The 26,351-nt window shown below is 42.4% G+C and carries 28 protein-coding genes; 11 read left to right on the forward strand and 17 right to left on the reverse strand.

The window, feature by feature from the left end:
- Positions 1–162 precede the first annotated feature (162 nt).
- Entirely contained in the window at positions 163–654 is a 492-nt protein-coding gene (locus tag WC788_01340; protein ID MFA6096254.1) for a hypothetical protein, read from the reverse strand.
- Between the two features lie 44 nt (positions 655–698).
- Between WC788_01340 and tyrS the strand changes: the two genes are divergently transcribed.
- The 6 genes from tyrS to cutA are packed head-to-tail and all read left to right on the forward strand — an operon-like array spanning position 699 to position 4,909.
- Positions 699–1,928, forward strand: coding sequence for a tyrosine--tRNA ligase (gene tyrS, locus WC788_01345; protein MFA6096255.1), 1,230 nt, complete (start codon positions 699–701; stop codon positions 1,926–1,928).
- A gap of 2 nt (positions 1,929–1,930) precedes the next feature.
- On the forward strand, positions 1,931–2,425 hold the full coding sequence (locus WC788_01350) for a GNAT family N-acetyltransferase (protein ID MFA6096256.1): 495 nt from the start codon (positions 1,931–1,933) through the stop codon (positions 2,423–2,425).
- 27 nt (positions 2,426–2,452) lie between these two features.
- On the forward strand, positions 2,453–3,259 hold the full coding sequence (locus WC788_01355) for an ABC-2 family transporter protein (protein MFA6096257.1): 807 nt from the start codon (positions 2,453–2,455) through the stop codon (positions 3,257–3,259).
- A gap of 9 nt (positions 3,260–3,268) precedes the next feature.
- On the forward strand, positions 3,269–4,246 hold the full coding sequence (locus WC788_01360) for an ATP-binding cassette domain-containing protein (protein ID MFA6096258.1): 978 nt from the start codon (positions 3,269–3,271) through the stop codon (positions 4,244–4,246).
- 11 nt (positions 4,247–4,257) lie between these two features.
- Positions 4,258–4,587: a MazG nucleotide pyrophosphohydrolase domain-containing protein gene (locus tag WC788_01365; protein ID MFA6096259.1), complete on the forward strand. Its 330-nt coding sequence runs from the start codon at positions 4,258–4,260 to the stop codon at positions 4,585–4,587.
- 13 nt (positions 4,588–4,600) lie between these two features.
- Entirely contained in the window at positions 4,601–4,909 is a 309-nt protein-coding gene (gene cutA / locus WC788_01370; GenBank protein ID MFA6096260.1) for a divalent-cation tolerance protein CutA, read from the forward strand.
- A gap of 142 nt (positions 4,910–5,051) precedes the next feature.
- Here cutA and WC788_01375 read toward each other — a convergent pair whose 3' ends face one another.
- From WC788_01375 to WC788_01395, 5 genes are all read right to left on the reverse strand, one after another.
- Positions 5,052–5,408, reverse strand: coding sequence for a hypothetical protein (locus WC788_01375; GenBank protein ID MFA6096261.1), 357 nt, complete (start codon positions 5,406–5,408; stop codon positions 5,052–5,054).
- A 90-nt stretch (positions 5,409–5,498) separates the two neighbouring features.
- Entirely contained in the window at positions 5,499–5,807 is a 309-nt protein-coding gene (locus WC788_01380; GenBank protein ID MFA6096262.1) for a hypothetical protein, read from the reverse strand.
- A 124-nt stretch (positions 5,808–5,931) separates the two neighbouring features.
- A complete protein-coding gene (locus WC788_01385) occupies positions 5,932–6,243 on the reverse strand; it encodes a hypothetical protein (GenBank protein MFA6096263.1) in 312 nt (103 codons plus the stop codon).
- A gap of 100 nt (positions 6,244–6,343) precedes the next feature.
- Positions 6,344–6,670 carry a hypothetical protein gene (locus tag WC788_01390; GenBank protein ID MFA6096264.1) on the reverse strand — a complete coding sequence of 109 codons (327 nt, stop codon included), beginning with the start codon at positions 6,668–6,670 and terminating at the stop codon, positions 6,344–6,346.
- Between the two features lie 55 nt (positions 6,671–6,725).
- Positions 6,726–7,619 carry an ROK family protein gene (locus WC788_01395; protein MFA6096265.1) on the reverse strand — a complete coding sequence of 298 codons (894 nt, stop codon included), beginning with the start codon at positions 7,617–7,619 and terminating at the stop codon, positions 6,726–6,728.
- 181 nt (positions 7,620–7,800) lie between these two features.
- Here WC788_01395 and WC788_01400 point away from each other — a divergent pair, with 181 nt between their 5' ends.
- Entirely contained in the window at positions 7,801–8,277 is a 477-nt protein-coding gene (locus WC788_01400; GenBank protein ID MFA6096266.1) for a hypothetical protein, read from the forward strand.
- Positions 8,278–8,338: 61 nt separating this feature from the next.
- Here the strand turns inward: WC788_01400 and WC788_01405 are convergent, their stop codons facing one another.
- Positions 8,339–9,148, reverse strand: coding sequence for a hypothetical protein (locus WC788_01405; protein ID MFA6096267.1), 810 nt, complete (start codon positions 9,146–9,148; stop codon positions 8,339–8,341).
- Between the two features lie 298 nt (positions 9,149–9,446).
- Here WC788_01405 and WC788_01410 point away from each other — a divergent pair, with 298 nt between their 5' ends.
- Positions 9,447–9,920: a hypothetical protein gene (locus tag WC788_01410; GenBank protein ID MFA6096268.1), complete on the forward strand. Its 474-nt coding sequence runs from the start codon at positions 9,447–9,449 to the stop codon at positions 9,918–9,920.
- 188 nt (positions 9,921–10,108) lie between these two features.
- Here WC788_01410 and WC788_01415 read toward each other — a convergent pair whose 3' ends face one another.
- The 3 genes from WC788_01415 to WC788_01425 all read right to left on the reverse strand — a co-directional run bounded on the left by WC788_01415 (position 10,109) and on the right by WC788_01425 (position 11,987).
- The gene (locus WC788_01415; GenBank protein ID MFA6096269.1) at positions 10,109–10,693 is read right to left on the reverse strand and encodes an HD domain-containing protein; all 585 of its coding nucleotides are present in this window, start codon (positions 10,691–10,693) and stop codon (positions 10,109–10,111) included.
- Between the two features lie 82 nt (positions 10,694–10,775).
- On the reverse strand, positions 10,776–11,135 hold the full coding sequence (locus WC788_01420) for a hypothetical protein (GenBank protein ID MFA6096270.1): 360 nt from the start codon (positions 11,133–11,135) through the stop codon (positions 10,776–10,778).
- A 279-nt stretch (positions 11,136–11,414) separates the two neighbouring features.
- Positions 11,415–11,987 (reverse strand): hypothetical protein, encoded by a 573-nt coding sequence (locus tag WC788_01425; protein ID MFA6096271.1) that lies wholly within the window; start codon positions 11,985–11,987, stop codon positions 11,415–11,417.
- A 351-nt stretch (positions 11,988–12,338) separates the two neighbouring features.
- On the opposite strand from WC788_01425, the gene WC788_01430 reads away from it, so the two are divergent.
- From WC788_01430 to acgM, 3 genes are all read left to right on the forward strand, one after another.
- Complete coding sequence (locus tag WC788_01430) at positions 12,339–13,049, forward strand: hypothetical protein (protein MFA6096272.1); 711 nt, start codon at positions 12,339–12,341, stop codon at positions 13,047–13,049.
- A gap of 163 nt (positions 13,050–13,212) precedes the next feature.
- A complete protein-coding gene (locus tag WC788_01435) occupies positions 13,213–14,427 on the forward strand; it encodes a hypothetical protein (GenBank protein ID MFA6096273.1) in 1,215 nt (404 codons plus the stop codon).
- A gap of 43 nt (positions 14,428–14,470) precedes the next feature.
- Complete coding sequence (gene acgM / locus WC788_01440; protein ID MFA6096274.1) at positions 14,471–15,502, forward strand: radical SAM/SPASM domain protein, ACGX system; 1,032 nt, start codon at positions 14,471–14,473, stop codon at positions 15,500–15,502.
- 48 nt (positions 15,503–15,550) lie between these two features.
- On the opposite strand, the gene WC788_01445 is transcribed toward acgM, so the two are convergent.
- The 7 genes from WC788_01445 to WC788_01475 all read right to left on the reverse strand — a co-directional run bounded on the left by WC788_01445 (position 15,551) and on the right by WC788_01475 (position 25,778).
- Positions 15,551–17,548, reverse strand: a complete 1,998-nt coding sequence (locus WC788_01445; protein ID MFA6096275.1) for an alpha-amylase/4-alpha-glucanotransferase domain-containing protein — start codon at positions 17,546–17,548, stop codon at positions 15,551–15,553.
- A gap of 9 nt (positions 17,549–17,557) precedes the next feature.
- Positions 17,558–18,604, reverse strand: coding sequence for a PDZ domain-containing protein (locus tag WC788_01450; protein MFA6096276.1), 1,047 nt, complete (start codon positions 18,602–18,604; stop codon positions 17,558–17,560).
- A gap of 2 nt (positions 18,605–18,606) precedes the next feature.
- The gene (locus tag WC788_01455) at positions 18,607–19,686 is read right to left on the reverse strand and encodes a glycosyltransferase family 4 protein (protein ID MFA6096277.1); all 1,080 of its coding nucleotides are present in this window, start codon (positions 19,684–19,686) and stop codon (positions 18,607–18,609) included.
- A 125-nt stretch (positions 19,687–19,811) separates the two neighbouring features.
- Positions 19,812–21,377 carry a hypothetical protein gene (locus WC788_01460; GenBank protein ID MFA6096278.1) on the reverse strand — a complete coding sequence of 522 codons (1,566 nt, stop codon included), beginning with the start codon at positions 21,375–21,377 and terminating at the stop codon, positions 19,812–19,814.
- 33 nt (positions 21,378–21,410) lie between these two features.
- Entirely contained in the window at positions 21,411–22,730 is a 1,320-nt protein-coding gene (locus WC788_01465) for a cohesin domain-containing protein (protein ID MFA6096279.1), read from the reverse strand.
- Positions 22,731–22,739: 9 nt separating this feature from the next.
- Positions 22,740–23,348, reverse strand: a complete 609-nt coding sequence (locus WC788_01470; protein MFA6096280.1) for a cohesin domain-containing protein — start codon at positions 23,346–23,348, stop codon at positions 22,740–22,742.
- 87 nt (positions 23,349–23,435) lie between these two features.
- A complete protein-coding gene (locus tag WC788_01475; GenBank protein MFA6096281.1) occupies positions 23,436–25,778 on the reverse strand; it encodes a chitobiase/beta-hexosaminidase C-terminal domain-containing protein in 2,343 nt (780 codons plus the stop codon).
- Positions 25,779–26,351 lie beyond the last annotated feature (573 nt).

Below are 26,351 nucleotides of genomic sequence, written 5' to 3' on the forward strand. Positions count from 1 at the left end.
ACATTTGTTATTATACAGATTATTTCCCGTTTTGAAAAGAATTTTGCGCATCCTGTCAACGTTTCTCCGGCAAAAGTGTCTTAAACAAGGCAAATTCCTTGTCATAAACACCTTCCTATGTTAGATTAAAACTGTCATAACAAATAAAATAGGGACTAGTCCCTATGTATAGATTCTTTCCCAATTTGCCAGTTTTTTCGCATCTTTCGGCTTGGTCGGGCATCTCCAGATGCTTCTTTTCCTTTTTCCTTCCTCTTTTTTGTTCCGTACCGGCACCGGTTTTATTTCACCCTTGCTTTCAAGATCAACCTCGAAATTGATTGAAACTGATACTATCGACCACGATTCGCGATAATTAGTTTTTGCGCTGATCGAGAATCTTCCCTTTTTGAACTTTTCTATCGCATCTATCAGCGTTTTAATTTTTTCTTCTTTTTCACGGTTATCGTGAATAGCCTTGAGATCCATTTCGTATTTCGCGTTATCGCTAAGCTGCAATACTAGACATCCATTTTTGATCTCGATCACGGCTTTGCCCGCGTTCACTTCACCGGCCAATGATTGGCAAAATTTTTGTTCAGATTCCGTTTCTTGAGGATATACATACAATGACCTAATCATGTATATATCCCAGTACAGTACGCCAAATTCCATTCAATTAACCTCCTTTTGAGTCACCATAATCAATTTAATAACATATGTCAACAATCATGAGCAATATAAATACAGATCCTGAAAAGATCGAAAAGCTTCTTTCAAAAAACGCGGAAGAAGTAATCATCAAAGATGATTTGGAAAAAAGGCTTGTATCCGGCAAGAAACTCCGCGTCAAGCTCGGATGCGACCCCTCAAGGCCGGACCTGCACCTCGGACATTCGATCGTGCTCCGGAAGCTCAAAGAATTCCAGGATCTGGGGCATCAGGTCGTTTTTATAATCGGAGATTACACTGGAATGATCGGAGATCCTTCCGGAAAATCAAAAACAAGGCCTGCGCTCTCAAGAAGCGAGGTATCGAAGAACGCAAAATCCTATTTCGAGCAGGTCGGGAAGATCCTCGACACAAAAAAAACGGAAATCCGGTTCAATAGCGAATGGTTCTCAAAAATGAGCTTTGAGGATGTCCTAAAACTGACAGCGAAATTCACAGTCGCAAGGATCCTGGAACGGGATGAATTTTCGAACAGGCTGAAAAGCGGCACCGATATTGCGGTTCATGAGATAATGTATCCGATCATGCAGGCATATGACTCCATCGCGATCGATGCGGACGTCGAGATCGGAGGCACCGACCAGAAGTTCAACATGCTCGCAGGACGGGACCTTCAGAGAAAAATGGAAAAACCGGAACAGAATGTCCTCACTTGTCCCCTGCTTGTCGGCCTGGACGGAAAAGAAAAAATGAGCAAAAGCCTGGATAACTATATCGGTATCACCGAAAAACCGGACTCAATGTTCGGGAAGATCATGTCCATTTCCGACGGAATGATCTATTACTATTTCAAACTTCTGACGGATATTCCGGAAGATGATCTGAGGAAGATCGAAGCCGACCTCAAAGACCAGGCCAAAAATCCAAGAGACCTGAAAGTGAGGCTGGCAAAGGAAATCATCGCGATATATCACGGAAGAGATGAGGCTGAAAAAGCAGAAAGTGAATTCAACAAGATCTTCCGGGATAAGCAGAAGCCTACGGAAATGAAAGAACAAGAATTTAAGATCGGAACATACAAAGCTGTAGATTTCTTGCTTGGAGTGGGATTCGCTGACAGTAAAGGTTCGGCTAAAATAATCATTCAACAGGGTGGGTTCAAAATAAATGACGTTATTCAAAAGGATTGGAATAAGGAATTTGAGGCCAAAGATGGAGACAGCATGGTGATTCAAGCTGGAAAAAGAAATTTTAGGAAAATTTTCTTTAAAAAATAATTATGCCAAAAATAATAATTAAGCCTCAAAGAGTTTCCGAAGCCAAAAGATTCTATCAAATCCTGAATAATCCGAATTTTATTTTTCTGAGGATCAGAATGAATGGCTTCAGGGACGAAATTGCCTTCATGAAGAAAAACGCCGAAAAGAGAAGAAATAATTTTGAACATAACTACACCATATTTTGTGATGGCAAGATCGTCGGCGCGATCGGAATGAAAATAAACCAGCACAGGCCGTTCACCGGAGAGATCGGATATTTCGTTGATGAAGAATATTGGGGTAAGGGAATAGCATCGCTTGCGGTGAAACAACTTGAAAAAATAGGATTCACTAAACTGAAACTGAAACGGATCGAAATTGTCATGGACATAAGACATCCAGCCAGCGAGAAAGTCGCGATAAAGTGCGGATATAAAAAAGAAGGCATCATGAAAAAAGCAATAGAAACAGATGGCAAATATTGCGATGCATATCTTTATGCAAAGACAAAATAGCAAGTTATAATAACCGATCAAATACATATGGCGAACGGAATGAAAAAATATCTGACGCTCATCGAGGTCACTTGGCAGCGGGCCCTGACCTATCGCTTCACTGTGTTCGCATACAGGATCGGGGAAATGCTTGAGGTGATCATACTTGTTTTTATGTGGTCAGCTATCTATGAAAGCCAGCCTGTGATCAAAGGCTACACTCTCAGTGAAATGATCTCGTATGTCCTGATCGGAAACTTGATAGACGTGGCGATAAGGAACTGGATGCCGAATGTCATCGCCAGTGACATTAAGAACGGAACTCTTTCCGCGTTCCTCACAAAACCGATCAACTATATGTACTACATGTTCTTCAAAGAAGCCGGGAGAAATTCCTTTGCGTTCATTTTTTCATTCATAACACAGATAATGATAATCCTGTTCTTCCTGGACAAGGTGATCATAAATTTTAATTTGCAGATCACCGCCGTTCTGCTTGTGATGGTCCTGTTCGCATTCATAATCGAGTGGCAGATCTCATATCTTGTGGGGCTCATCGCTTTCTGGACCGATGAAGTGGACGGCATCTATGCAACAGTCACCCAGGTAAGAAAATTCTTTGCGGGAGGATATTTCCCGCTGAGCCTTCTTCCGCCTCTTTTCGTAAGCATGAGCTTTGCGCTTCCGTTCGCCTATTCCTTTTTCGTTCCCACCCAGCTATATCTCGGAAAAATAGGGATTGAAACGGGGATCAAAGGACTTTTTGTGCAAATAATCTGGATAATACTGCTGAACTTCATCATCAAACTTGCGTGGCAGAGAGGCTTGAAGCGATATGAAGGAGTCGGAATATAATATAAACATATGCCTGCAATCGAAATAAAGGACCTGAGCAAAACCTATGAATACTACAAGAAGCCTCCCGGATTGAGAGAGGCCGTCAAGAGTTTTTTTATAAGAAAAAGGCTGTTTTCAAAAGCCGTGAAGAATGTCAGTTTCAACATAAACGAAGGAGAGCTTGTCGGATTTTTGGGGCCGAATGGCGCGGGGAAAACGACCATTCTGAAAATGTTGTCAGGAATAATATGTCCGACCGGAGGAAGCGTCAGGGTGCTGGGATTCGACCCATGGAAAAGACAGAGTGAATATCAGAAACAATTCGCCTTGGTCATGGGCCAGAAAAATCAGCTCTGGACCGATCTTCCCGCAATGGAAAGCTTCGTTCTGAACCGCGACATATACCAGATACCGAAAAAGGAATTCGACAAAAAACTCGATGAACTGGTCGAAATGCTCGGCGTGAAAGACTGCCTTGATGTGCAAGTGAGAAAACTCTCGCTGGGCCAGAGGATGAAATGCGAACTGATCGCCGCGCTCCTGCACAATCCCAAAGTCCTGCTTCTGGACGAGCCGACGATCGGACTCGACGTGGTCGCGCAAAAAAATATCAGGGACTTCATCAAAAGACAGAATGAAAGGGAAAGAACAACGATCATACTCACCTCTCACTACATGGAAGATATAAGCCAGCTCTGCAAAAGGATAATAATCATCAACCTCGGAGAGATAATCTATGACGGCGAACTGGAAAGCCTCATCAGAAAATATGCGCCATACAAGCTCCTCAGCGTTACGTTCAATGGAAATGGGATCGAACGGAAAGACGTCGAAAGATTCGGAACTATACACAAATTCGACCGCTTCAATGCAATCCTCAGAGTGGACCGGGCAAAAGTGAAAGATTCCGCAAAGTCCATCCTCTCCTCGGAGCTCCCCGTCGATGACATAATCATAGACGAAGAGGATGTCGATGACATCATCAGGGAGATTTTCAACAAATAAATACGATAACTATGGAATTCAAAGAACTTTTGAAATTCGTTTCAATGGAACGGAAGCGCCTCGCGGAGTATACCGGAAGATTTCCGGATAAAGACAAGGAGATATTCGCCATGGCCGTGAAGATCGGCGAAGAGTTCGGCGAGCTTTGCGAACAGGTACTTTTCCATACATCGCTTCAGGGAAAGCACAAAATGCACAAATTCGACAAAGATGACCTTCCTTCAGAGTTTGCGGATGTTCTTCTGACCACCCTGATACTTGCAGACGAAATGAATATCGACATTGAAAAGGCGCTTGAAAACAAAATAAAAAAGATCGAAAAGCGATACGAAAATAAATAGATAAATAATAAATATGAGATTTATCCTAATTTATACCACTGCATCTGACATGAAAGAGGCAAAAAAGCTTTCGGGGCATTTGCTGAACAATAAACTCGTCGCTTGCGTCAATTTTTTCAGAGCGGAAAGTTCCTACCTATGGCAAGGAAAGATAAAAGATGGAAAAGAGATCGTCATGATCCTGAAAACCAAAGAATCAAATTGGAAAAAAGTCAGATCTGAAATAGAAAAAATACACTCATATGATATCCCCTGTATCATCAAGATCAAGGCCGAAGCAAATTATGAATTTGAAAAGTGGGTTAGCGACGAAATAAGCTAAACAAACCAGAACCTTCGACCGCCTTTCTTCATCAGAACTAAGGTAAACTACTTTCAGACATTATGCACCCTCCTTCGCTAAAAGCTACGGCAGGTTATCCGACTTTAAATGCTTCCTCAAGGTGGATAAAAAATCCACCGTATCAGTTCGGCGGACCCTTGGTTTCGTTTGTTTTTTTTGTGCTTTTAACATCTATTTTGTTTTCAAATCTGATCGTATCCTGTCCGTCATCTTCAAGAGCTATGCCCCTGCAAAAAGCTATTTCAGGCGAGAACATATCCGGATTGTCTGCGACATAGTCCGCAATCTCGGCCATGTTCATCGGTTCGCCATATATCCTCACTTCCTGATATATCTTCATGTGATAGACATCATCCGTTCCGCTACCGATAGCCAGAATAAAACAGTTCTTGTTTATGGCATTGAACCGCTCTTCGCATCGTACGGCAAAGTCAAGATGAATTCCGTTTTTCAGAAACCTCAATTTGTATTTTTTCAATTCCGTCACCTCCTTTAGCCAACAGATATAAATTAGCAATTTTCCGAATAAATGTAAAGTAAAAAAATACCATCCTTTTTGCGGACGGTTTCAATTCATTGCTATAGGCTTTTCAAAATGTATTTTTTCGTCTTTCCTGTCCTGAAGAGACAAGCCCATGCATCTTCCGATATCGGATCCCAGCAAATGCATATGGCTTTCCACGTGCTTCATTATTTCATCGAGCGTCATCGGCTCTGAATGCGTTTCTATGCTGATCTTGCCCTCCTGAACCTTCGTCTTTTCACTGATCGCTCTCACGAAGCAATCTCCGGTATGGGCATCTTTTTCCCTGCTCCAGGTTATGGCAATAAACTTCAGCCTGCCGTCCCTGAGAAGCAGAATTTTGTATCTTTCCATCTGATTCCTCCTTGCGTCGAATAATTCAACATAGATAATTTAGCAAATATCACGTAAAAAGTAAAGACTGAGGAAGATCCGATCGCCGCAAAAAAATACCACCCCCCTTCGGATCTGGATGGTTTTATTGATCTATTGGAATCGGATAGAAAGGTATTTTTCTTTCTTTCTCATCTTCAAGAGAAAGCCCGACACACCTCTTAACACACGTACCGATATGTTGTTCGTTGGTTTCGATATATTTTCTGATCTCTATAAGAAACATTGGCTCCGTTGAATGAATCTCAGCTCCTAATATTCTTTTGGGAACCTCCGATCCTTCTTTTATTGCCCTTACGAAACAATCTCCTTTGTCGGCATACTCTCCTCCGCCCCAAGTTGTGGCAAAAAATGTTTTCTTGCCGTCCTGGAAAAGCAAGGCCATATATTTGTTCATTTGATCCCTCCTTTTGTTGAAATAGTTCAACGCAAGCAATTTAACAGGTTTCGCAGTAAAAGTAAAGCAGATATAACCATAAAAAAAGAGGACTATGTCCTCATGCATACATGCCTTTGCAGCTTTCGGCGTTCTCTATATGCGTCCGGTAGATATCAACCATCGCGTACTTAAATATCTCCAGAACCGGCCCCGCAAGCTCTTTGCTGCTTATTTTATCGCTTTTCTTATTCGTTTTTTTCCTCCCATCCAAGACCACTTGCAGGGAGGCTTCTATTTTTTCAATGACCTTCGGATAGTCATCGAGTTCAGACAAACCTTCATCGCGCAATTCCGCTATGTTTATCTTCCAGATCTTTTCTATCCTTTCCAGATCTTTGCTGTCTATCGGACGCAATTCCAATTTATCTTTATTTTGTTTTTTCATGAATATCCCTCTGATTGAAGGCTATCATAAGACCGCATGAGTTGCAACAATCGCATCACAGCAGCGCCGCACCGACCAAAAATGCATAGTCATCAAGATCCGTAGTTTTGATCTTTGTCTTCTTTGCCGGAATGAGCGCCCGATCTTTCAATTCTTCGATCGCAAGATCAAATATCTCCCTGCTCTTCACGATGCTTCCGCCGATCACGATAAGCTCGGGATTGACCGTATTCACGATGTTGATCAGCCCGGCCGCAAGATACAGACTGGCTTCCTTTATAACTTTTTTATCTTCCGCGATCCCCTTTGCAGAATCCGCGGCAATGTCCACCGCCTTTTTCCTCGTCCCGGTCTGACCGTGATAGATCCTTTCAATGGCCCTTCCCGAAACATATCTTTCCCAGCAGCCGTTCCCTCCGCAAGAGCATTTTTCTCCGCCATATACGATTACCATATGTCCGAATTCTCCCGCGGTATTATTTGCCCCCCTGTACAACTTATTATTTATTTCGATCGCTCCTCCGATCCCTGTTCCGATCGTGAGATATACGACATGATCATATTCCTTTCCCTTTCCGTAGGCATTCTCCGCAAGCGCAAAACATTTGACGTCATTGTCCACTTCAACGTTCTTTCCGATCTTTTCTTTGATGACCTTTTTCAAATTCACATTCTCGAATCCCGGGATGTTCGGCGCATACCTCACAATATCTTTTTCACAATCGACTTGCGCTGCGATCGCGATCCGAAGCTCCGTGAATCCGCCTTTCTTTTCGAAGTTTACGGCGGTTTCTATGATATTATTTATAACATTATCCCTTCCCTCGGGCGTTTCGGTCTTCTGATAATCAACGATCTCATATCCACTTTTTCCGATCTCAACGATGGCGCTGGAGATCTTTGTTCCACCTACGTCGAATGAAAGATATTTTCTGTTTTTTGACGGCATATTTTTATATTAATCATATTAATTCTTTATATCATTATAGCATTTAACCTGACAAATAAAAAAGGTGCTGTTTCTTCGTCCCACGCAAGCAGCGAACATTGACAAAAACCAGATATTGGAGTAGGATCATCTGTTATTGAAAATTTCCGAATTCGGATATTCACTTAACGCGGAGGCGATCATGAAAAAGATAAAGGTTATTCTTGATGGTATTTCAAAGCTTTTCGAAAGAAAGCCCGACGAGATAGACGCTTTTCTCGGGCCATACCGGCACATGTCGATGATACAAATAGATTATATCGTGCGTGTCATTAATGCTGAAATAAAGAAAAGCAAAAAAATCGGTTTGAAGATCCTGCCGAAACATCAGCTTTATGAAAAACACGCCATAATGGCAGCTTTTGATCTGTGGGGACACGAGTTGAATGTCAACGGTCCGAAATATTCCGACGTGGAGTACAGCAAAAGAATTTCCGACCTTGTTGAAATGGTAAACTACATTTTAAGAGATGAAATAGCATATTATTTCAATAATTCTCCGGAAGGTACGGTGAAGAATCGCTATAATTGCCACATTGCGGACGTCGTCGCAAGACTTGCAAAAGACTGCATGGACAATAAATGCGCGCCCTGGATGGCAAAGAACACACCCGACTGACAAAGTCGGTTTTTTAAATTTATTCAAGATATAAAAAAAGAGAAGCATTGCTTCTCCGGTCTTATTTTAGACTTCCCAGGTCCTGTGTCAGATTGAAACGGGATAGTCTTTTCCTGATCTCTTCAGCGCTCATGCCGCCCGATACGAATGGCATTCTCACCATGCTTCTTATATCCTCTTCTTCGAACCCGACCTTGAATATGACCGTCTTCTTCTGCCTTTTGCAATAGGAGAAAAGTTCACCCAGCACCGTGGTCAAGTCCGAATAGACGGGAACGTATATCCTTCTGCCGAAATTCCGCTCAAGTTCTCCGGTCGTAAACATCGCATTTATACTTATCCTGAAAGCCCCCTTGTCTGCCATGAACTTCGCGGTTTTTTTTGCAGATGTCCTGGCTTCCGGCTGGTCCATATCGAGTCCTCCCAGCAGAACATATCCGTTCCATTCCGTACCCGACTCATTCAAGAAACCCACGGCTTTATTTATCTGCGCTTGGGTTATCCCCTTCCGATGCCGCCATAGAAGATTATCGTCATAATATTCTATTCCAAGACGGATCCTCAGTTTCTTTCTTCCAAGATTATCCTTTATCATTTCAATGCTTTTCCCATAAAGCAATATGTCATCGACCCGGGATTCGATCTCATAGAAATTGCAGGTCGGGTGACTGGCCAGAAATTTGGGAATGTCCGAGAGAATCACGGGCTGATACATTTCCTGGGGTCTCAGGATATTTCCTCCGTTATAAAGGACCAGAGAATCCGGGGAATGCTCATTTACGAGATCAGCGACCATTGAAAGAATTTCACTCCCGAAAGATTCATTCAATTTCAAGGACCTGTCCTGTCTTCCCTGCACTCCGCAAAACATGCATTTAGGATTTTGCGTGCATCCTATGTAGGGCAAGGCGATATACAAAACTTTCTCTGAGCCCACCTCCACAAGCGTGGCCGCATAATTTCTGCCGCTTTTCCCGGCTCTTAACGTCTGATTCAGCGTTATATTTATTCCTCCTCTATTACATGAATAGTATCGATATATTACGTCTAAACAGTTTTTTGGTCAATAAAAGATAGCGGGATCTTCCGATATCATACACCTTGACATATCGCATAAATATGATATATTTATAGGCTGGCAAACGGTTCAGCAAAAAGGAGGAAATAGTATGATATTGTTCATTCAGGTGTTGGGAATTTTATGCATTATATTTGCACTATTGTATTTCATGAAGGGCAGCAAAATCATAAGGCAGGAAGCAAACTATATATACATAAATCACGGAAAGCCGATCCCTCTCATCACAATACTTATACTGCTATGGCTTGTCGCATCTTTTCTGTCAAAGATGGCAATGATCGTCAGTGTCGGAATGTATGTCGCAAGCTTATCGGCAATCGTATTTTCCGCGTTTTTATGCGCGGCATCACTGGGAAGATTTCTGGCCTATATTTTCGGACGGACGGATTCATCCGAAACGGATAAATGGGGAGCTCCAATCCGGCAGGAAATAAACAGATCCATGTTCAGCTTGTCAAACCTGATCATAATGTGGTTCTTCGCGGATTATTACAGTCTGCTCACTGTAGCAGGCTACGATATTCCGGAACTCATAAAACAATCTCTGCTCAATATTATTTAACTGTAATATTGGGTATTTTTTTGTCATATTTGTATAAAAATCAGCATATATTTTTCTCCGGACAAAACAAAAAACTCGCACTAGCCGAGTCTATTTCAATTCAAACAGATACCGGACCTGTAGCTCATTTTGCTGATCTGCGTTCCATGCCTAAACAGATGATGATGTATCCTTGGGATCAGAAAAAATCATATCTCCTTGAGTCTATTCAATAGATCCATTAATTTTTCATCTTCTATCTTCTCTTCTGCGCTTTCTATAAATTCATCCAAGTTCTTGCCATATTGTTTGGCATAGACTGCCGCCTGCATAGCCATTTCCAGCTTATCGATCTGCTTTACGAATCTCGCCTCCGGCGACCTGTTTTCTTCAAACTCCAGCCATAATTCCAAATATTCCCTGCCTTCCGGAAAATCAGCGAATATCTTCCGAACCCCCCTTTCTTCCAAGGCATGTTTTTCATTTTTATCGATTCCGTCAAACGGCGTTATATCTCCCCCATCAATCTCTCCAAGTTCATGGATCAAGGACATTTTTATCACTTTTGCCATATCCAGTCCGGGAAAATATTTTTTGGCGATCAGCATTCCCAAAAGCGCGACGGCAAACGAATGATCACCGACACTTTCACATTTGTCTTCCGGAATTCCGCGCATGGGCCATCCTTGCCTCAGAAGATGCTTCAAGTGATTGATCTGAAAATAGATTTCAATGATCGGATCGGATCTTTTTCCCGCGAGAAACTCGAAAGGATTGCTGTTTTTTATTATCATGTGTTTAAAAATAAATTATCTGTCCATACCCAAGTCTATACCCAAATCGCCCGGCAGTAAATATTAAAAGAGCGCAGGCATGTTATGCTGCGCCGATCTCCTGAGATTTTTTCGATATCAAATTCTGCACTTTTTCTCCATAGATGCCGGAAAATCCTATGGAAAGGAACGCGATAACCGCAAAAGATGCAACCACTTCAAATAGTATCCACGGATCCGTAATATCAATTCCCGAGAATGGCATTATCGCCATTCCGATCATGGCTATTTCAGGCGAGAGCACGAATAATAGGCTCTCGATCAGCATATATTTTTTCGCTTCTTTCCTGTTTTCCGGAAGCACCTTGGGAAGATAGTTCCTGACCTCTTCTTTATAATTTCTTACGGACATTATTACATAGAGCAGAAAACCGGCCATCCATATGGCAATATATACATACATTTTTTCAACCTCCTATTATATTATATCCTAGCCTTTCTTATTCATAAGTCAAGACTGATCCCTTTCTGCGCTTCATCACAATATCTGATCCGAAGTGCGCGCCCTGGATAGCGAAAACATATCCGGTTACCAATAAACCTAATTCCACCGCCCGCCTGTCCGGCCCGCTTCGCCGAAAGCTGACAGCGAGGCGAGTAGGCGGGTTCTGGCGACATAATAAAAATAGACCACCTCTCGTGTTCGAAAGATGATCTGTTTCGTTTTCAGGACTCAGACTATTCAGAAAATAACTACCAGGGCGAATAGCACTATAACAAACGCTATGAGCCCGATGAGCAAGCCGCCAAGGATCGCATTTTCGATCGAAGCTGAAATGTCCTTCTCGAACAAGACTTCATTTTCATCGAATTTTTCAATTGAATACTCTGCTGAGATATTCTCTGCGCGCTGCACGGAGTATATTTCCTTATACTCGATCATGACCCCTTCTGAGGTGGAAGTCCAATATTTCTTTACCAGCCTTCCGTCAATTTTGCGTATTGCATAAAAGATCCATTTTACGCCAAGATCTTTCGCTGTTTTGACAAAATCCTCAATATCCAGCGCTCCCGCTCTTGCAGTGCCAAGCCCTCCTGCACCGCCAAACCCCCTATATTCCGTAAACCTGTTTTCTAAAAATTTCTTTTTTGAAAGAACAAGTCCGGCTCCTTTTATTTTTTCTTCGATCTCCCTGCTTATTTTGATCTTAATCTCTTTTGGGCTTCCTGGTATAAAGGAAATCCCCAATAATGCGACAATAGCCGCAAAAGCTAATCCGACATACATTGCCGTTACAAATGGATTTTCGTACATTCCATATCACCTTTTATTTTTTGTATTTAGTATCAAATCCCGTACTTGGGAGATGAGTCTTGTATGTTAATTTATTGCTTTAAATAGCCAAAACTCAGATTCCAAATAATAACGCAATACACGCTATTATACACTATTATTATACATATGTCAATAATACCTAAAACAACTTCCGCTTAGTGTTTTCTAGCAGAAAAAGTTCAAATCCCTGCTCAATGTCATATAACTGTAACATTGGGTCTTTTTTGATCATATTTGCAGAAGGCCCCTGCATTGTTTAAGAATTGACAGATTTCAAATATTATGATATCCTATTCCGTTGTTCTTAATATTCGCAAAGGAGGGAATATCATGGATTTATCATGGCTATGGAAGAAAAAGGAAGAAAAAGAAAAGACCCCAAAAATTAATGATCTCTTTGAATACAGCAAGAAGAGCACCGAGGACCTAATTCAACTCTATAGATCGGAAAAATATTTGATCGAAAGACTGGAAAACAGAAATATGGGATTGCCACTGGAGAATGGCTATTACAAAGAAACAGCGAAAATGGAAAACGAGCTTATAGGCAGGATCTCCGATGAATTTGAGAAGAAGGTGCTTCGCATTGCAGTCGGTTTCAGATTTAATCTACTCGAATATATGGATAAGAAATGGGAAAAAGAGATAAGCGAAGGCTGCCTCTACATGTGCCACTACCTGAGATTCGGAAACAGATACCCGAATGCGTCTCAGGCATACAATCCCCTGCCTTTTCCCGGCCACGAATTCTTCATCTGGCTTTTATCACATACCGGAGATGATAAAAACAATCACATGGAAGAAGCCATACGTTGTGCAGCGACAGAATTCAGACAAAATCGTATTATCGGGAAAGAATTCCCTGAAGAAAAGATCCGAAATGAGAATCTGCCTCCACTCATGGAATCCGTCGGAATGAGATTGCTTACACTTATGAGTCCGGAATTTTCGAGAGAATTAAAGATCATAATCGAGATCTGGAAAATGGAAGGCGGAGAAGGAGAAAAATATCTCCAAAAAATATTAAAAGAAATGCCATAAAACAACGAATGACCGACCAAATGAAAGGTCATTTTTTTATTCTCTTTTTGGCCAGATTCGGTCAAACCGCCGACCATTGACATTTTCATAATTTATGTTACCATTTGCGGAAAGTCAGAACAGACTCTGGCTTTTGAATGTTTGAAAGAAACAGGAGGATAGTATGCAGTTTGAAAACAAAATGAACAGAAACATCCCTCTTGAAAACGAGGAGAAAAAAGACAAGGGATTTGTCGAAAAATACCTGCCGTTCCTGGCATGGGCGCTCGTAAAAAAAGAGAACAAAATGCTGCCGGTTTTGAAAAAGATCGAACAGCTCTTCAACTCTGCCGGCATCACCGACGCAATACATCTGGAGATAAACGGAACTACGATCTCCACCAATAAGTATGGCAGAGACAATATGCATGAGCTCATAAGCGCATTGCACAAATCCAGCAAAAGGATATTGACGATCCATTTTGTAGGAAGAAAAAAGGTTGGCGATGTGGAAATAACATCTGTGGTTCATGCCAGGCTTCTCGGAGAAGAAACGTCCGCAAGCATGGCTATCGATAATTACGGCATGGTGCAGATACCGAAGACGGTGAAAGCCGAGACGTTCAAAAATGACGTCAACGAACTGTTGACTGAAGGATATCTCGGAAAATGCGAAAAAACTTTTGCGGAATTTACGGATAAAATGGCAAGTGATTTCAAGCGCGTCTTTGCAATAGACCCCTTGGTGTCGAAACCGGAAAAGACAGTCATCGTACCTTCAAAAAAGGATATGAGGGTAAGCAAATTCTATAACCGCAGATTTTTCAACCAGGACAGCATTTTGTCCCCTTCGTTCTATAAATCGAGCGGAGCAAGTCCGGACTATAGCCATAACGGCTTTTCCGATCCTTTCCAGATCCTGTGGTGGATGATGATATTCGACTATATCACAGAACCCGCAGGAGGAAGCAATGCCAATTTCATCGACAGCAGAGGAAACGAGATCTCCGGAAACGATGCAGCATCTCTGGCAAGCAGCGCGGATCAGGGTTCGCTGTCTGCACAGCTTTCAGAGACCAGTCCGACTTTCGAGCCCGGAAAATATGAGACATTCCATCAATCCGTAGAAGCTTCAAAGTTTGATGGCGCTTCTTTGGGATCCGGAAAAGACGATGACAACAAGGATAAATCTTCGTCATCCGATAACACTGCGGCAACAGCTGCAGTAGCCGGAGATGGCGGAGGCGGACACAGCACCAAAAGCCACAGTGGAGACAGTCATGGAGGCGACAGCAATGTGATTCATGGCACAGACACAAACACCACAGGAGGTTGCACCGGCGGATGTTCCGGAGGCTGCAGCGGAGGATGCGGAGGAGGAGGATGCGGCGGCGGATAATAAAACGCCTTAGCCCTCCCTCAAACAAGTTTGAGGTGAAAGAATGGCAAAGTGTAAAAGCTTTTCATTGCAGTGGCATCTGACCAATAAGTGCGATCAAAGGTGCAAACACTGCTATGTCCATAACGGAAAAGAAAAAACCGAAGAAGAAGAATTCGGACTCGTTCAGTGCGTTTCGATTTTGGACGATTTTATTCTTTTTTGCAGAAGGATAAACAGAACTCCAAATCTGTCGCTTACCGGAGGAGATCCGCTTCTCTATCCTGATATATGGAAATTCCTAAAGATCGCTCATGAAAAGAATATACCCTTCTCGATCCTCGGAAATCCCTTTCATGTAAATGATGAAGTCTGCACAAAGCTGCATGAATTGGGATGCACATACTACCAGATGTCCCTGGACGGACTCGAGAAGACTCACGACGCTCTGAGAAAGCCGGGAAGCTGGAAAGCAACGATGGATGCCCTAAAGATATTGAACAGGCACGGCATCAGGACTGTAATAATGTCCACCGTGTCGAAAATAAACTACAGGGAGATCCCCGAACTGATCGAGATTGTCGTAAAGAACGAAGTGAACACATATGCGTTCGCGCGTTACTGTCCGACAAGATCGGATACCAAGCAAAACATCGGCCCGGAGGAATACAGAAGATTCTTGGACAAAGTCTGGAAAACCTTCCAAAGATTTTCGAAAAGCGGCACGTCTTTCACCCTGAAGGACCACCTATGGACCCCCTATCTCTGGGAAAAAGGCCTGCTGAATATCAAAAGCAACACTGACAGAAAATGCATCCACGGAGGATGTCACCTGGGAACAAGCCATCTGACACTGCTTCCCGAAGGCACATTTTTTGCCTGCAGGAGATTCGAAAGTCCGCTTGGAAACGCAAGAGATGACTCATTCTTCAATGCATTCTTTGGAAAGAAGATGAGCAGATACAGGAACATGACAGAAATAGAAGGATGCAATAAATGCAAACTTCTGCAGCATTGCAGGGGATGCCGTGCCGTCACTTATGGCACGACCGGCAACTATTTTGCCAAAGACCCGCAATGCTGGATAAAAACATAGACAATAAATGACCGATCAAATGAAAGGTCATTTTTTTATCCGCTTTTTTTATATATAATCAACCGACAGCCTTATCTTGAACCCCTTATCCTTGCTCCTCTTGATCACAAGTACCGATATTTCCTGGAACATTTTCCCGATGCTCTGGCTTTCGCTGTCTATAGAATTGGTAATTGAGTAGACCGGAACAATAAAGACATCTGCGCGGTCAAATTCTATCGCCGTAGTTATTCCTTTGAACCTATCCTCGATCTTCAAACTGTTTATGCTTTTTACTGAAATCTTTTCATCGACATTAAAACTTTTATCTTCAAAGCGTACCATTGCATCCTTTGCCGACTGGATGAAAAAATTGAATTCAACCGCAAAATTATATTTCCTCAGAAGACTCGATACTCCAAAATCATATCTCGCTTCCACATCCGATCCGCTTCCGATCATTATTTTTTTGGAAAAATCAAGATCCTTGCTTTCAAATGCATAATTCAGGACGGCAGGATCTTCTTTTTCATCCGGCGATGATATATAGGCATCATTCGAAAGCGTTTTGAGCTTGCGCTGCTTCAGATAATCATTCAAAACGATCTTCTTCGCAACAAGATGGTCAGAAAAACACAGACGTTCGCACTTGTCATAAACAATATCCCTTCTCGCCCGTCCTCTGATCTTTTTGTGATAGGTTTCTTCCCTTCTTGTTATGGTGTTGATGATGTTGAAATTTTTTTCTTTTAGGCTCAATTCGGTCATCGTTGCGCCCTTGTCCGAAAAGCATGCGATCATTTTTCCATTCTTCACCATCGTCTCGCTTGTTCCATCAAGATCTATATCCGCTCTTTTAATAATCAGGGATTTTTTCTCATATCTCTCGTCATATTTCTTTTCTGCTTCGATCAGATTCTCATATATCGAGGACCTGATATTCCCGAAATAGAATCCCCCGAATACCCCATGCCAATACCCGCAATTGCACTGGCTTTTCCATAGACTTTGGAAAATGTCCTTGTCTTTTTCCGGCGATGCATTCTCGTTTAATTTATCGCTCAGGCCGAGCATCCTTTTATGCATATAGTTCAACCTGGGATATTTCAGAAAAAAATTCCTGAAGAATCCCGAATTTATAAAATACCTAATCTCGTCATAATCCGGCCTGTCTTTCAGATAATCCTTCAGCTCCTTATAGCGGAAAAAGTCCCGCGGTTCCATGACCCACTCGTCCATTTCCACATAAGCGGAATTCGGAATATAAACCAGGCCGTTCGAAGGGAATTTCTTGAGCGCTTCGCTTGCCGTTATTGTTTCGATATATTTTTCGTTCTTCACCAGCAGCCTGAAAAAGTCCCTTAGCCAATTCTTTTCATACACCCAATAGTATGTTGTCGGCCACAAGCCGAACTTTTCACCGTCATCGAAAAGCGTGATCAATATGTCTTCTTTTTTTCCGGAAAATTTCTTCAGGATCGCGATCGCTTCCGTCGGCCGGGAAAAAGGTATCTTGTAGCGGAGAGTTTTGCTTATCGGAAACACGGCGATCGGCCTTGAAGAGTCCTCAGTAGCGTAATGTCCCAAGAATTCTTTCTCATCAAGGCCAGCCTTGCGGAAATGCGTGTCATCCAGAAAAGTATACCGGAGCCCCGATTCATTTATGATCCTGGCAAGATAGGGTTCCCATATCCTTTCGGCAAGCCACATACCTTCAGGCTTTTTGCCAAATTTATCTTTTATGAAATCGTTCATAAGAGCGATCTGGGAGAATTTATCCTTATCGGATATGGTCTGCAGTATGGGCTCATAATATCCCCCGCCTATCATCTCGATCTGATCTTTATCCGCCATCCGTTTCAGTCTTCCGATGAATTCCTTTTCGTTTGCCATCAGCCAATCGAAAAGCGGACCGCTGAAGTGCATGGTCAGTTTTACTTTCGGAAATTCTTCAAGAACGTCCAAAAACGGCTTGTAGCATTTGTCAAAAGCCTCCCTGAAAACATAAGGGTCGTTTCCCACCGGCTGGTGGTTGTGGATGCCGAAAAGAAAATATAGCTTACCCATAATTTTTATCTATTGATTAAGCGATTCCGGAAATTCCGCCAATGTAACTTCCGTTTCGATCTGCTCTCCGTTCTTCAATACTTTCAAAACGATCTTATCCCCGGGCGAATACTTTTCCATTATGCCTTCCAATTCCATAACCTGCTCCCCGTTGACTTCCAATATGACATCTCCGGCCTGAAGGCCCGCGCTTTCCGCCGGAGAACCGTCAACGATACCATCTCCGATAGACTGAGGCACCCAATCCAGATCATTGACCAAATCATCGCTCAATATCAAAACGCCGTAATCCAGTTCCTTCGGCAGTCCCACCTTTACCCTGTCATCTTCGGTCAGGATCGAAACTTCTTTGATGTTAACACCGATAAACGCAGGTTTGCTTTTTTCCATGAATCTCAAAGTGGAGATCATATCATTAAGAACCGACGTGCAGGGGTTATCTTCAATATTCTCCGTTGCGCATAAAACAGCGAAAACGTCATTTTCCCTTAGTACAAAACTGCCGTTCGTATATTTTCCGTCCTTTGTGCTAGAAAGATTATATGCGGTAATATTCCCGATAACTATATTTCTTTCTTCAATGTTATCCGATCCTACCACACCTTCAACAAATGATCTCTTGAGGTCTTCGGTCATTTCCTCAAAAGTGATTTCTCTATTTCTGTCCGGATCAAAAGATGGCATCGACCCTATGGATATATTCGAGTAATTTCCTTCATTATCAGTATAGTCTAAATTAAATAGAGCTATTCTATTGCGGGTATTCTCAGAAACCTTCCAATCTGGCGGATATTTAACCGAAAATCCATATTTTTTGCTTTCATATATTTTCCAATCTTTTGTTACTGAGATCTCCGGGGAAGCAATTGCAACCTCATCACCTGCATCCAAGCTCTGATCCAACCCAGAACCGCTTTCCGGCTCCAGATTAATGTAGGGCCTGTATTCAATCAGATACATCATGATCCCCAAAATGGCGCCAATCCCGACAATAAGGCTCAGCGCAAGGATGGTCTTCGGCAGGTTCTGGAACAATGTTTTGTTTTTGTTTTGCATGTTTATTTAGTAAAATTATTTATAACCTTTTCATAGACCTTTTCATATTCATCCGCCATTTTTTGGACCGTGAAATATTTTTCGACATGGCGCCGGCACTCGGCTCTGCTAATCTTCTCAATATTTTTTATTGCTTGCGCCATTCCCTTTTCGTCCTTGACCACAAATCCCGTCTTGCCGTTCTTTACGATCTCGGGAACAGCCGCACGGTCCAGGCCTATCACCGGAGTTCCGCATGCCATCGCCTCGATCATCACCAGCCCGAACGGCTCTTCCCACTGAAGCGGTACCAGAATCCCCTTTGCCCCGCCAAGAAGCCTGTTCCTTTCTTGCGGATTGACGGCTCCCACATATTCGATCTTCCCTTTTTTGAGGCAGGGTTTAACTTTTTCCTTGAAATAGTCCTTGCACCCGCTGCAGCTCCCCGCGAGTTTCAGCTTTACATTCGCTTTTCTTGCTGCCCTTGCCGCAAGATGCGCTCCCTTATCTTCGGTTATATATCCCAAATATATGAAATAATCCCTGGGATCATTTTTAAAACTGAACCTTTCGAGATCGATCCCGTTATGCACCACGCTGGCATTTTTCTTCAGTTTGGAATTATTTTTCTGGCTATGGCTTACAAAAACATGATGTACTTTATCGAAACGCCGTGCCGCATCTTGCCAATACACATCAACTGCCGCTCGCTTCTTCTTTGTTTTTTTACATCCCGGCATCGGACTGTGAATGGTTTCCACCATCGGAACATCCGCCAGATCCGCAAAATAATAAGCGGTATTGCCGATATGGGAATGGATAATATCGAATTCCTCTTTCATCTCGCATGCTTTCACCATTCCGGCGATCGAATAATTCGTTGAATTCCATCCATAGATATATTTCCTTGAAGCCGGATATGAGACCACGGGAACCAGCCTTGCGGACGTTTTTGAATCCTTTGTCGCAAAAAGCGTCACCTCATGCCCGCGCTTCACCAATTCTTCGGTGAGGTAGTGAACCATGAATTCCAGTCCGTTCTTGCCCCTTGGCGGAACGCTTTCCTGGAGCGAGACTACTTGTGCGATCCTTAGTTTTTTCATCGATAGATGCTACATTATTACAATATTATTATACTTTTTAACATTACATTGGGCAAATATAAAATTCGCCATAATGAAACGGCGAATTCTATTGCGTAATTTGTATTTCAAAAAGAAAGATTTTTCTATCTCACATCCTCCCCCGTCTTCAACCAGTCGAATTCAGCCCGGTTGATCTCCATAACCCTGTTCCAGTCATATTTGTTTTTGTTGAATATGGCGGCAGAAGGGATAAGACGCTTGGTGTCGGACTGGACGAGATAGACATTGTTGGTTCCCTGAAGCTTTACGAGATTGGATTCGGGATATGATTCCATTTCTTTATTGGAAATGACCTGGACATCTTCCCATTTGTCGTTGTAGGAGGAGAATATCTCGGGAGTGGGAATGTGTTTCCTGATACCGCCTGATGAGAGATAATAGATGGTTCCCTGCCTGGATTCCCGGATCAGATACCCCCTGCCGTATTTATCGATAACCGTCTGAGAAACATTTTTAACATCGTCCCAGGAAAAGCCATAGTCCAGGAATATTTCCGGGTTGGGAATGTGGCGTTTAATGCCATTTACCACAAGATAGACCTTGTAGTCCCCTATGGCGCGAATAAGGTTGTCTTCGAAGTCCGGGATAGAATCCAGAGCAGATTGATCTACAATAGTAATATTGGTCCACTCATAGCCCAGGGTTTCAAAGACTTCCGGGGTGGAGATCCATTTCTTTTTTTGATCGATGACTACATAAACCTTGAAAGAATCCGGGGTTTTAAGAAGAGTGAGATCGGGATAGGAAGAGGGAGTAACAGCTTTTTCTCCTTTGGTGACAATTGTAGTTTGGGATGCTTGGGAATAATTGCCGCTGGCATCATACGTGAAAACACTATAATAATAAGCTGTGCCGGTAAGGAGGTTCGAGTCAGTAAAGGAATTTTTATTATCGTCAAAGATCACGGTTCCATCTGAGAGCGAAGAAGGATAGGAAACGGTTTTTCTTAAAATCTTGGTCTTTTGGTAATCCCCATCGGTCGGATTAGTCCAGGTAAGAAGGATCTGGGTCTCAGTGGAAGTAGAAACGAGATTCGTAACTTTAGCAGGAGGGGTGGTGTCAGAGTTCGGGGTCGGAGTAGGAGTTGGGATGGGGACTGGGGAAGGATTCGCCTGGCCGCTCACCGTATATTTACCACCATAAACACCACTTAAAATGTCTGTACCCAAGCCATCATCCTTGATAACTGTCGATTGAGTGCTGTCGCCGGCGGTGAATCTGAAAGTAAGATTGTCAGCGGAAGGCGTTGTGCCATAAAGAGCTTTAAAATTAATCTTTGCCACCAGGCCGCTGGCAGTTTTAACTCCCGGAGTAGGCATTCCGCTCGTTATCTTTATTATCCCAGTGTTAGCATCTATTGTCTTTTCCATCGCCATAGTGAAAACGGAACCTGTTGTATCTATACTTACTGCCTGAAAGCTATTTCGATCATAATTTAGATACGCAGCGGACACTACGGCATTTTGTCCATTGGTATTCATATAGACACTAACCGTAAAAGTGTCATTGGGATTATAAGATCCGGTAGCCGGAGACACACTTAGGGTGGCTTGAGACGTGCTGCCCACCAAACTCGCTTTCCCGAAAAATGGAATGGAAAGTAAAGCCAGAAAAGCCACAGAAGCGATTATAAATTTCATTTTACGCATAGATTTTTAAAATTATTAATTAATTATTGTTTACTACCCCCACTGACTCATCATCATACCGAAATCGACAGAATTAACATAACCATCTTGATTAATATCGGCTATGGGTCGGGTTGTATAATTCCAAAATGACATTAGCATTCCGAAATCGACAGAGTTTACCAAATTATCATTATTTAAATCGGCAGATTTATAAGTTTTAGCGCTTGGCAAGTTGGAAATAGCGCCGGTATTACCGCTTGCGTCAATAGCCTTAATTGCAAAATAATAAGTCGTGGCCCCCGTAAGTCCGGTTAGGGTCATCGATTCTGCGCCACCATTTGCTTTTGGCGAAGGCTCACCGGTTGCTTGAGTGGCTAAAGAAAAATTAGCAGCAGTTATTGCGGATGTCGAATATCTTGCATCATAGCTGGCAGCTGTTCCGGAATTGCCATTATCTCCTACTGCAGTCCAATTAAGAGTCATCGACCTGGCATTGATCGGAACTGCCGACAAAGTAGTAATGGGAGCGGGAGAAATTGAGTCAGATGGCGTAGCAGAAGCTTGGGAGCCACTTGCATAATTCAACAGAGCGTCGTGAGAAAAAGCTTTATAATAATATGTGACCCCATTGGTTAACCCTGTATTATTATAACTAGTTCCAATATTATCGTAAACCACAGTACCGTCTGTAGGTGAAGCCGGATATGATCCCGTCTTTCTTAAAATCGTTACACCGGAAAAATCAGCTCCGGGGTTGGTCCAGTTTAAAGAAACCTGGCTATTGCCTGCAGTTGCCGTAAAGCTTGAAACATTCATAGGAGGAGTGCCATCCAAAGCATACCTGCCATTATCAACACCGGAAATAATATCCGTGCCTAGCCCATCGTTTAAAATTATATTGGACTCATTAGTGGAACCAGCAGTAAAATCGAAACTAAAATTATCCGTCGATGGGGCGGAGTCAGATAAACCTTGCATGTTCAAAGTTGCAACCTTTCCATTGGTCGTATTGATCCCCGGAGTAGGAATACCTCGAACAATTTCTATTTTACCATTCACATTATCTACAACATTTCTTGCCTCTGAGGTAAGGATCGAGCCGGAAGTATCAACTGAAACTACCTGAAATAAACTGGGGTTATAATTCAGATATGCAGCCACAGCTACTACGTTTTGGCCATGAGTATTTACTAAAATATCTACCGAATAAGTGCTGCCTACCTTATACGTACCCGTATTGGAACTAAGGCTCAAAGTCGCATTATTTGTATTGCCAACCAGGCTTGCCTCACTCATATAAGGAACCGCCGGAAATATCAAAAGCGTGATTAAACAAAATATGATTAATTTATTTTTTGTTTTTTTTGCCATATAAATATTTTAATTAATGAATATTTTTGACCCCTGAGTTGTACTTAAAATGTTTGTTCCTTTTTTATCATCGATAATGATAGTGGAATAAAGAGAAGATCCCTTTGTAAAATCGAAAGAAATATTTTCTAGAATAGGATTGGTCTTTTCAAGCGCCTTGAAATGGATAGTGGCCACCTTTGCGGCATTATCCCTGACTCCTGGAGTCGGCTTACCTATAGTTATTTTGATCTTGCCCTGTTCATTATTAACTTCTTTTTCCGCATCCATGATAAAAGCGGAATCGGAAGTATCGATCGATACAGCCTGCATCGCGCTTTTATTAAAACTTAAGTAAGCCGCCGTTGCCACGACGTCGCTGCCCGCAGTGTTCACCAAGACATCAACCGTGAATTCATCTCCCACGCTATACCTGCCTTCTTTTGGCGAAACATACAAAAATGATTTCGGCTGTCCCGGAGCTTTCGAATAAAAAGTATCGGCTGGTTCATAATAATTTAACGAATTTAGCAATACGACAACCGTAGAAGTGAGTATAAGAGCAAATGCAACCAATAAATAAACAAAAAACCTTAAATTGCTCATCTTTTGGTTTAGAACTTGAATTATCGCTTTCATGATGTGTTTTTTATTATGGATTAAATAATATCTATTATAACATTTTTAATAAAAATAGGCTATTTTTACATTCCCTTCAAGCGCACATTACCTTGTCCACTTACTCAACAGAATTCCAAAGTCAACGGAGTTGACTATACCATCCTGGTTAAGATCAGATTTGGGTTTGGTTGTGTAATTCCAGAAGCTCATGAGCATGCCAAGATCGACGGAATTGACGATATTATCGGAATTAAGATCGGCAATCGATGAGATAACTTTCTCCAATTTCAAATCATCGAGATAATAGATGTCTCCGGCTGAGGCCAGACCCGGGAAATAGAACCTGAGACGTCCGTCGGTGATGTTATTAGTAAAGCCTGCGGTGGTAAAATCCTGGGTAAAGGCTTGCCAGGAAGTGATAAGGTTGGGGGTAAGGGATAAACCGTAATTAGTGTAAGGAGAAACATTTTTCAGGAGATTTATGGACACATCATGGCCGGTGGAAGAATAGGCGGAAAAAGTTAAGCGATAAGAAGTGTTGGGTTCTAAGGAGATACCCGATTGATAGAACTGCATGTTGGAGCCTACTGTGTTCAGAGTAATCTTAGCAGCTTTGGTCAGCTCGTAGCCGGGAGAGATGGTGGTGTAGGAACCGGTTCCATCGGTGTAAAAAATCCAGGAAGAAGTGCCGAGTTCGAAACCGGGATTGGTGAGAAGATTGGCGGAAGGTACATAAGCTAAAGTGGTGAAGGTGTTGTCGGGAGAAGTGGCTAGATTACCGGATGAATCTTTGCTCTTTACCCTGTAATGATAAAGGGTGGAAGAAGCGAGACTGACCAGAAGCTGGGAATGAGAAGTGGTTAAGCTAGTGTTAATGGGAGTGGATGAACCATAGCTAGTGGTGGTGCCGTATTCCACTTGGGAATCTGAGGATTCATCGGTAGTCCAAGTGATGGTAGCATTGGAAGAAGTGAGCCCGGAAGAAGAGACAGCTGAGATGACGGGAGAGGTGGTGTCAGGATCGGTGATGGTATAGACAGCGGTAGAAATAGCGCTGGGGGTAAGTCCGGTTTTCCAGGCTCCGGCTTTGATAGTGGTAGTGGAAGAAACGGAGATGGGAGAGGTATAGGTTGGGGAAGATTCGGTGGGAATAGAGTTGTCAGTGGTGTAATGGGTAGTGGCGCCAGAGGTGGAAGTGGAGATGGAGACAGATTGAGGGGAAGCATAGGAGCCGGAAGGAGGAGAGAAGGTGGGGGCGGAAACGGAAGTGGCGGATGCACCGCAAAACGAAGACGGAGGATTCGCATGCGCCCATTTATACATGGTATCACTATTAGTAGTACCAAACGCAAGATTTCTTCTGTTGAACGGATACAAATGTTCGTATGCAGATCCGTATTGGCAGGATAATTGCCCTTGGACGCCAAAATTATCATTCGAACCGACGGTTGGGACGGTTTTGCTGTAATTTAAAATCAATCCCATTGCCCAGGAAAGATCTTCGCCAAAAAATGCTTTAGTGCTCGTCATTACCTTCTTCCAGTAATCCATATTGGGTATCCTCAAATCCTCCGACGAATAATAATCCAAATTTCCAGTTTTCATTACATCGGCTATGTTTATCCCGTGCACCACGCTAAACTCATGGTGTCCGCCCCCGCCCAAAAGTACATTCGGATTTTTCTTATTTGTCATATTGAATATTTGCCGGTATCCTGCGAATAATTCTTCCCAGACGTCGCCTTCTACGTCGTATAATTTTCCAAGATTTGGACAATAGGGATTATTCACTAATGATGCCGTTGAATTTGGGGGGCATTTTCCATTAACCTCTAACGAATTCCTAAATTCAGTGTAAATAGCACCTGTTATATCCCAGTTATATTTATCTTTTACGCGTTTTATCAGAACAGGATTATACGAGGGGTTTACATAAAACGGCTCATGCAAATCTATTCCGTCAATATCATAATTTTCAAGAACATATTTAACCAAATCGTAATTATATGCTTTCACTACCGGTTCATCCACCTCAAGCCTGGAACGACGAGTAGCGCAGACACTATTGCTCAAATTTAGATTAGTACATTCATTGTATTTATCCCCCCATAAATATATATTTGCCGTACCATAATAAATCGGATCGTGCCACCAAATTACCTTTATGCCTCTCTTATGCGATTCGCTGATCAAATATCCAAACATATCCCAGCTTGCCCTTGTATCGACTTCTGACTTGGTGTCATATTTATTGTAAAGGTAGTATCCGTTAGGATCGCGAGCCGCCTCAAAATACGCAGCCCTCACGGTAGCCGCAAACGCATCAATATGCATGTACTCAAACTCGTCCAATAAAAAACCAATCCTGGCTTTTAATTCCGCTTCAGTCCAACCGGATTGATCGCCCAGAGGAGGTCCGAGTCTTGTTCCTAATGTTGTGTCCCACACCTGAAGCGTCACTAATCGTTTCCATGGAATATCGACTTTTGCCGCTGATACTGTACCGACATCACTGAATACTAATAATGCTGTTACTAGGATTATTTTTAAGATTGTTATCTTGAATTTTTTAGCCATACATTTAAAATTTAATTATCCAATGATTTAATTTTATTATACCCTAAATTCATATAACCCGGAATGATAATCCAGTAATAGACTAATTATCAAACTGACTTATTCTTATCCCCTACTTTAAAATGCCAATCTTTGTGAATCTCCCTGCGGCAGAGACCACAGGGAGTTATATCATTTTAAATCAGTATTTTAGTTATAATTATTTATTTTTGTTGTTGGAAATTTGCTTGCTCTGCTTAAGCCTTAGCGAAAGCGGGTCATTTCCAATTTCTACCCCCACTTACTCAACAGAATTCCAAAATCAACGGAATTAACTATGCCATCCTGGTTAAGATCAGCTTTGGGTTTAGTGGTATTGCCCCAGGCGCTCATGAGCATTCCGAGGTCCTGCGAATTAACGTAATTGTCGGAATTAAGATCAGCCGGAGATGAGATAACTTTTTC

The sequence above is a fragment of the Candidatus Paceibacterota bacterium genome, assembly GCA_041661265.1.
Lineage (GTDB): Bacteria > Patescibacteriota > Minisyncoccia > JAHIHE01 > JAGLIN01 > JBAZUT01.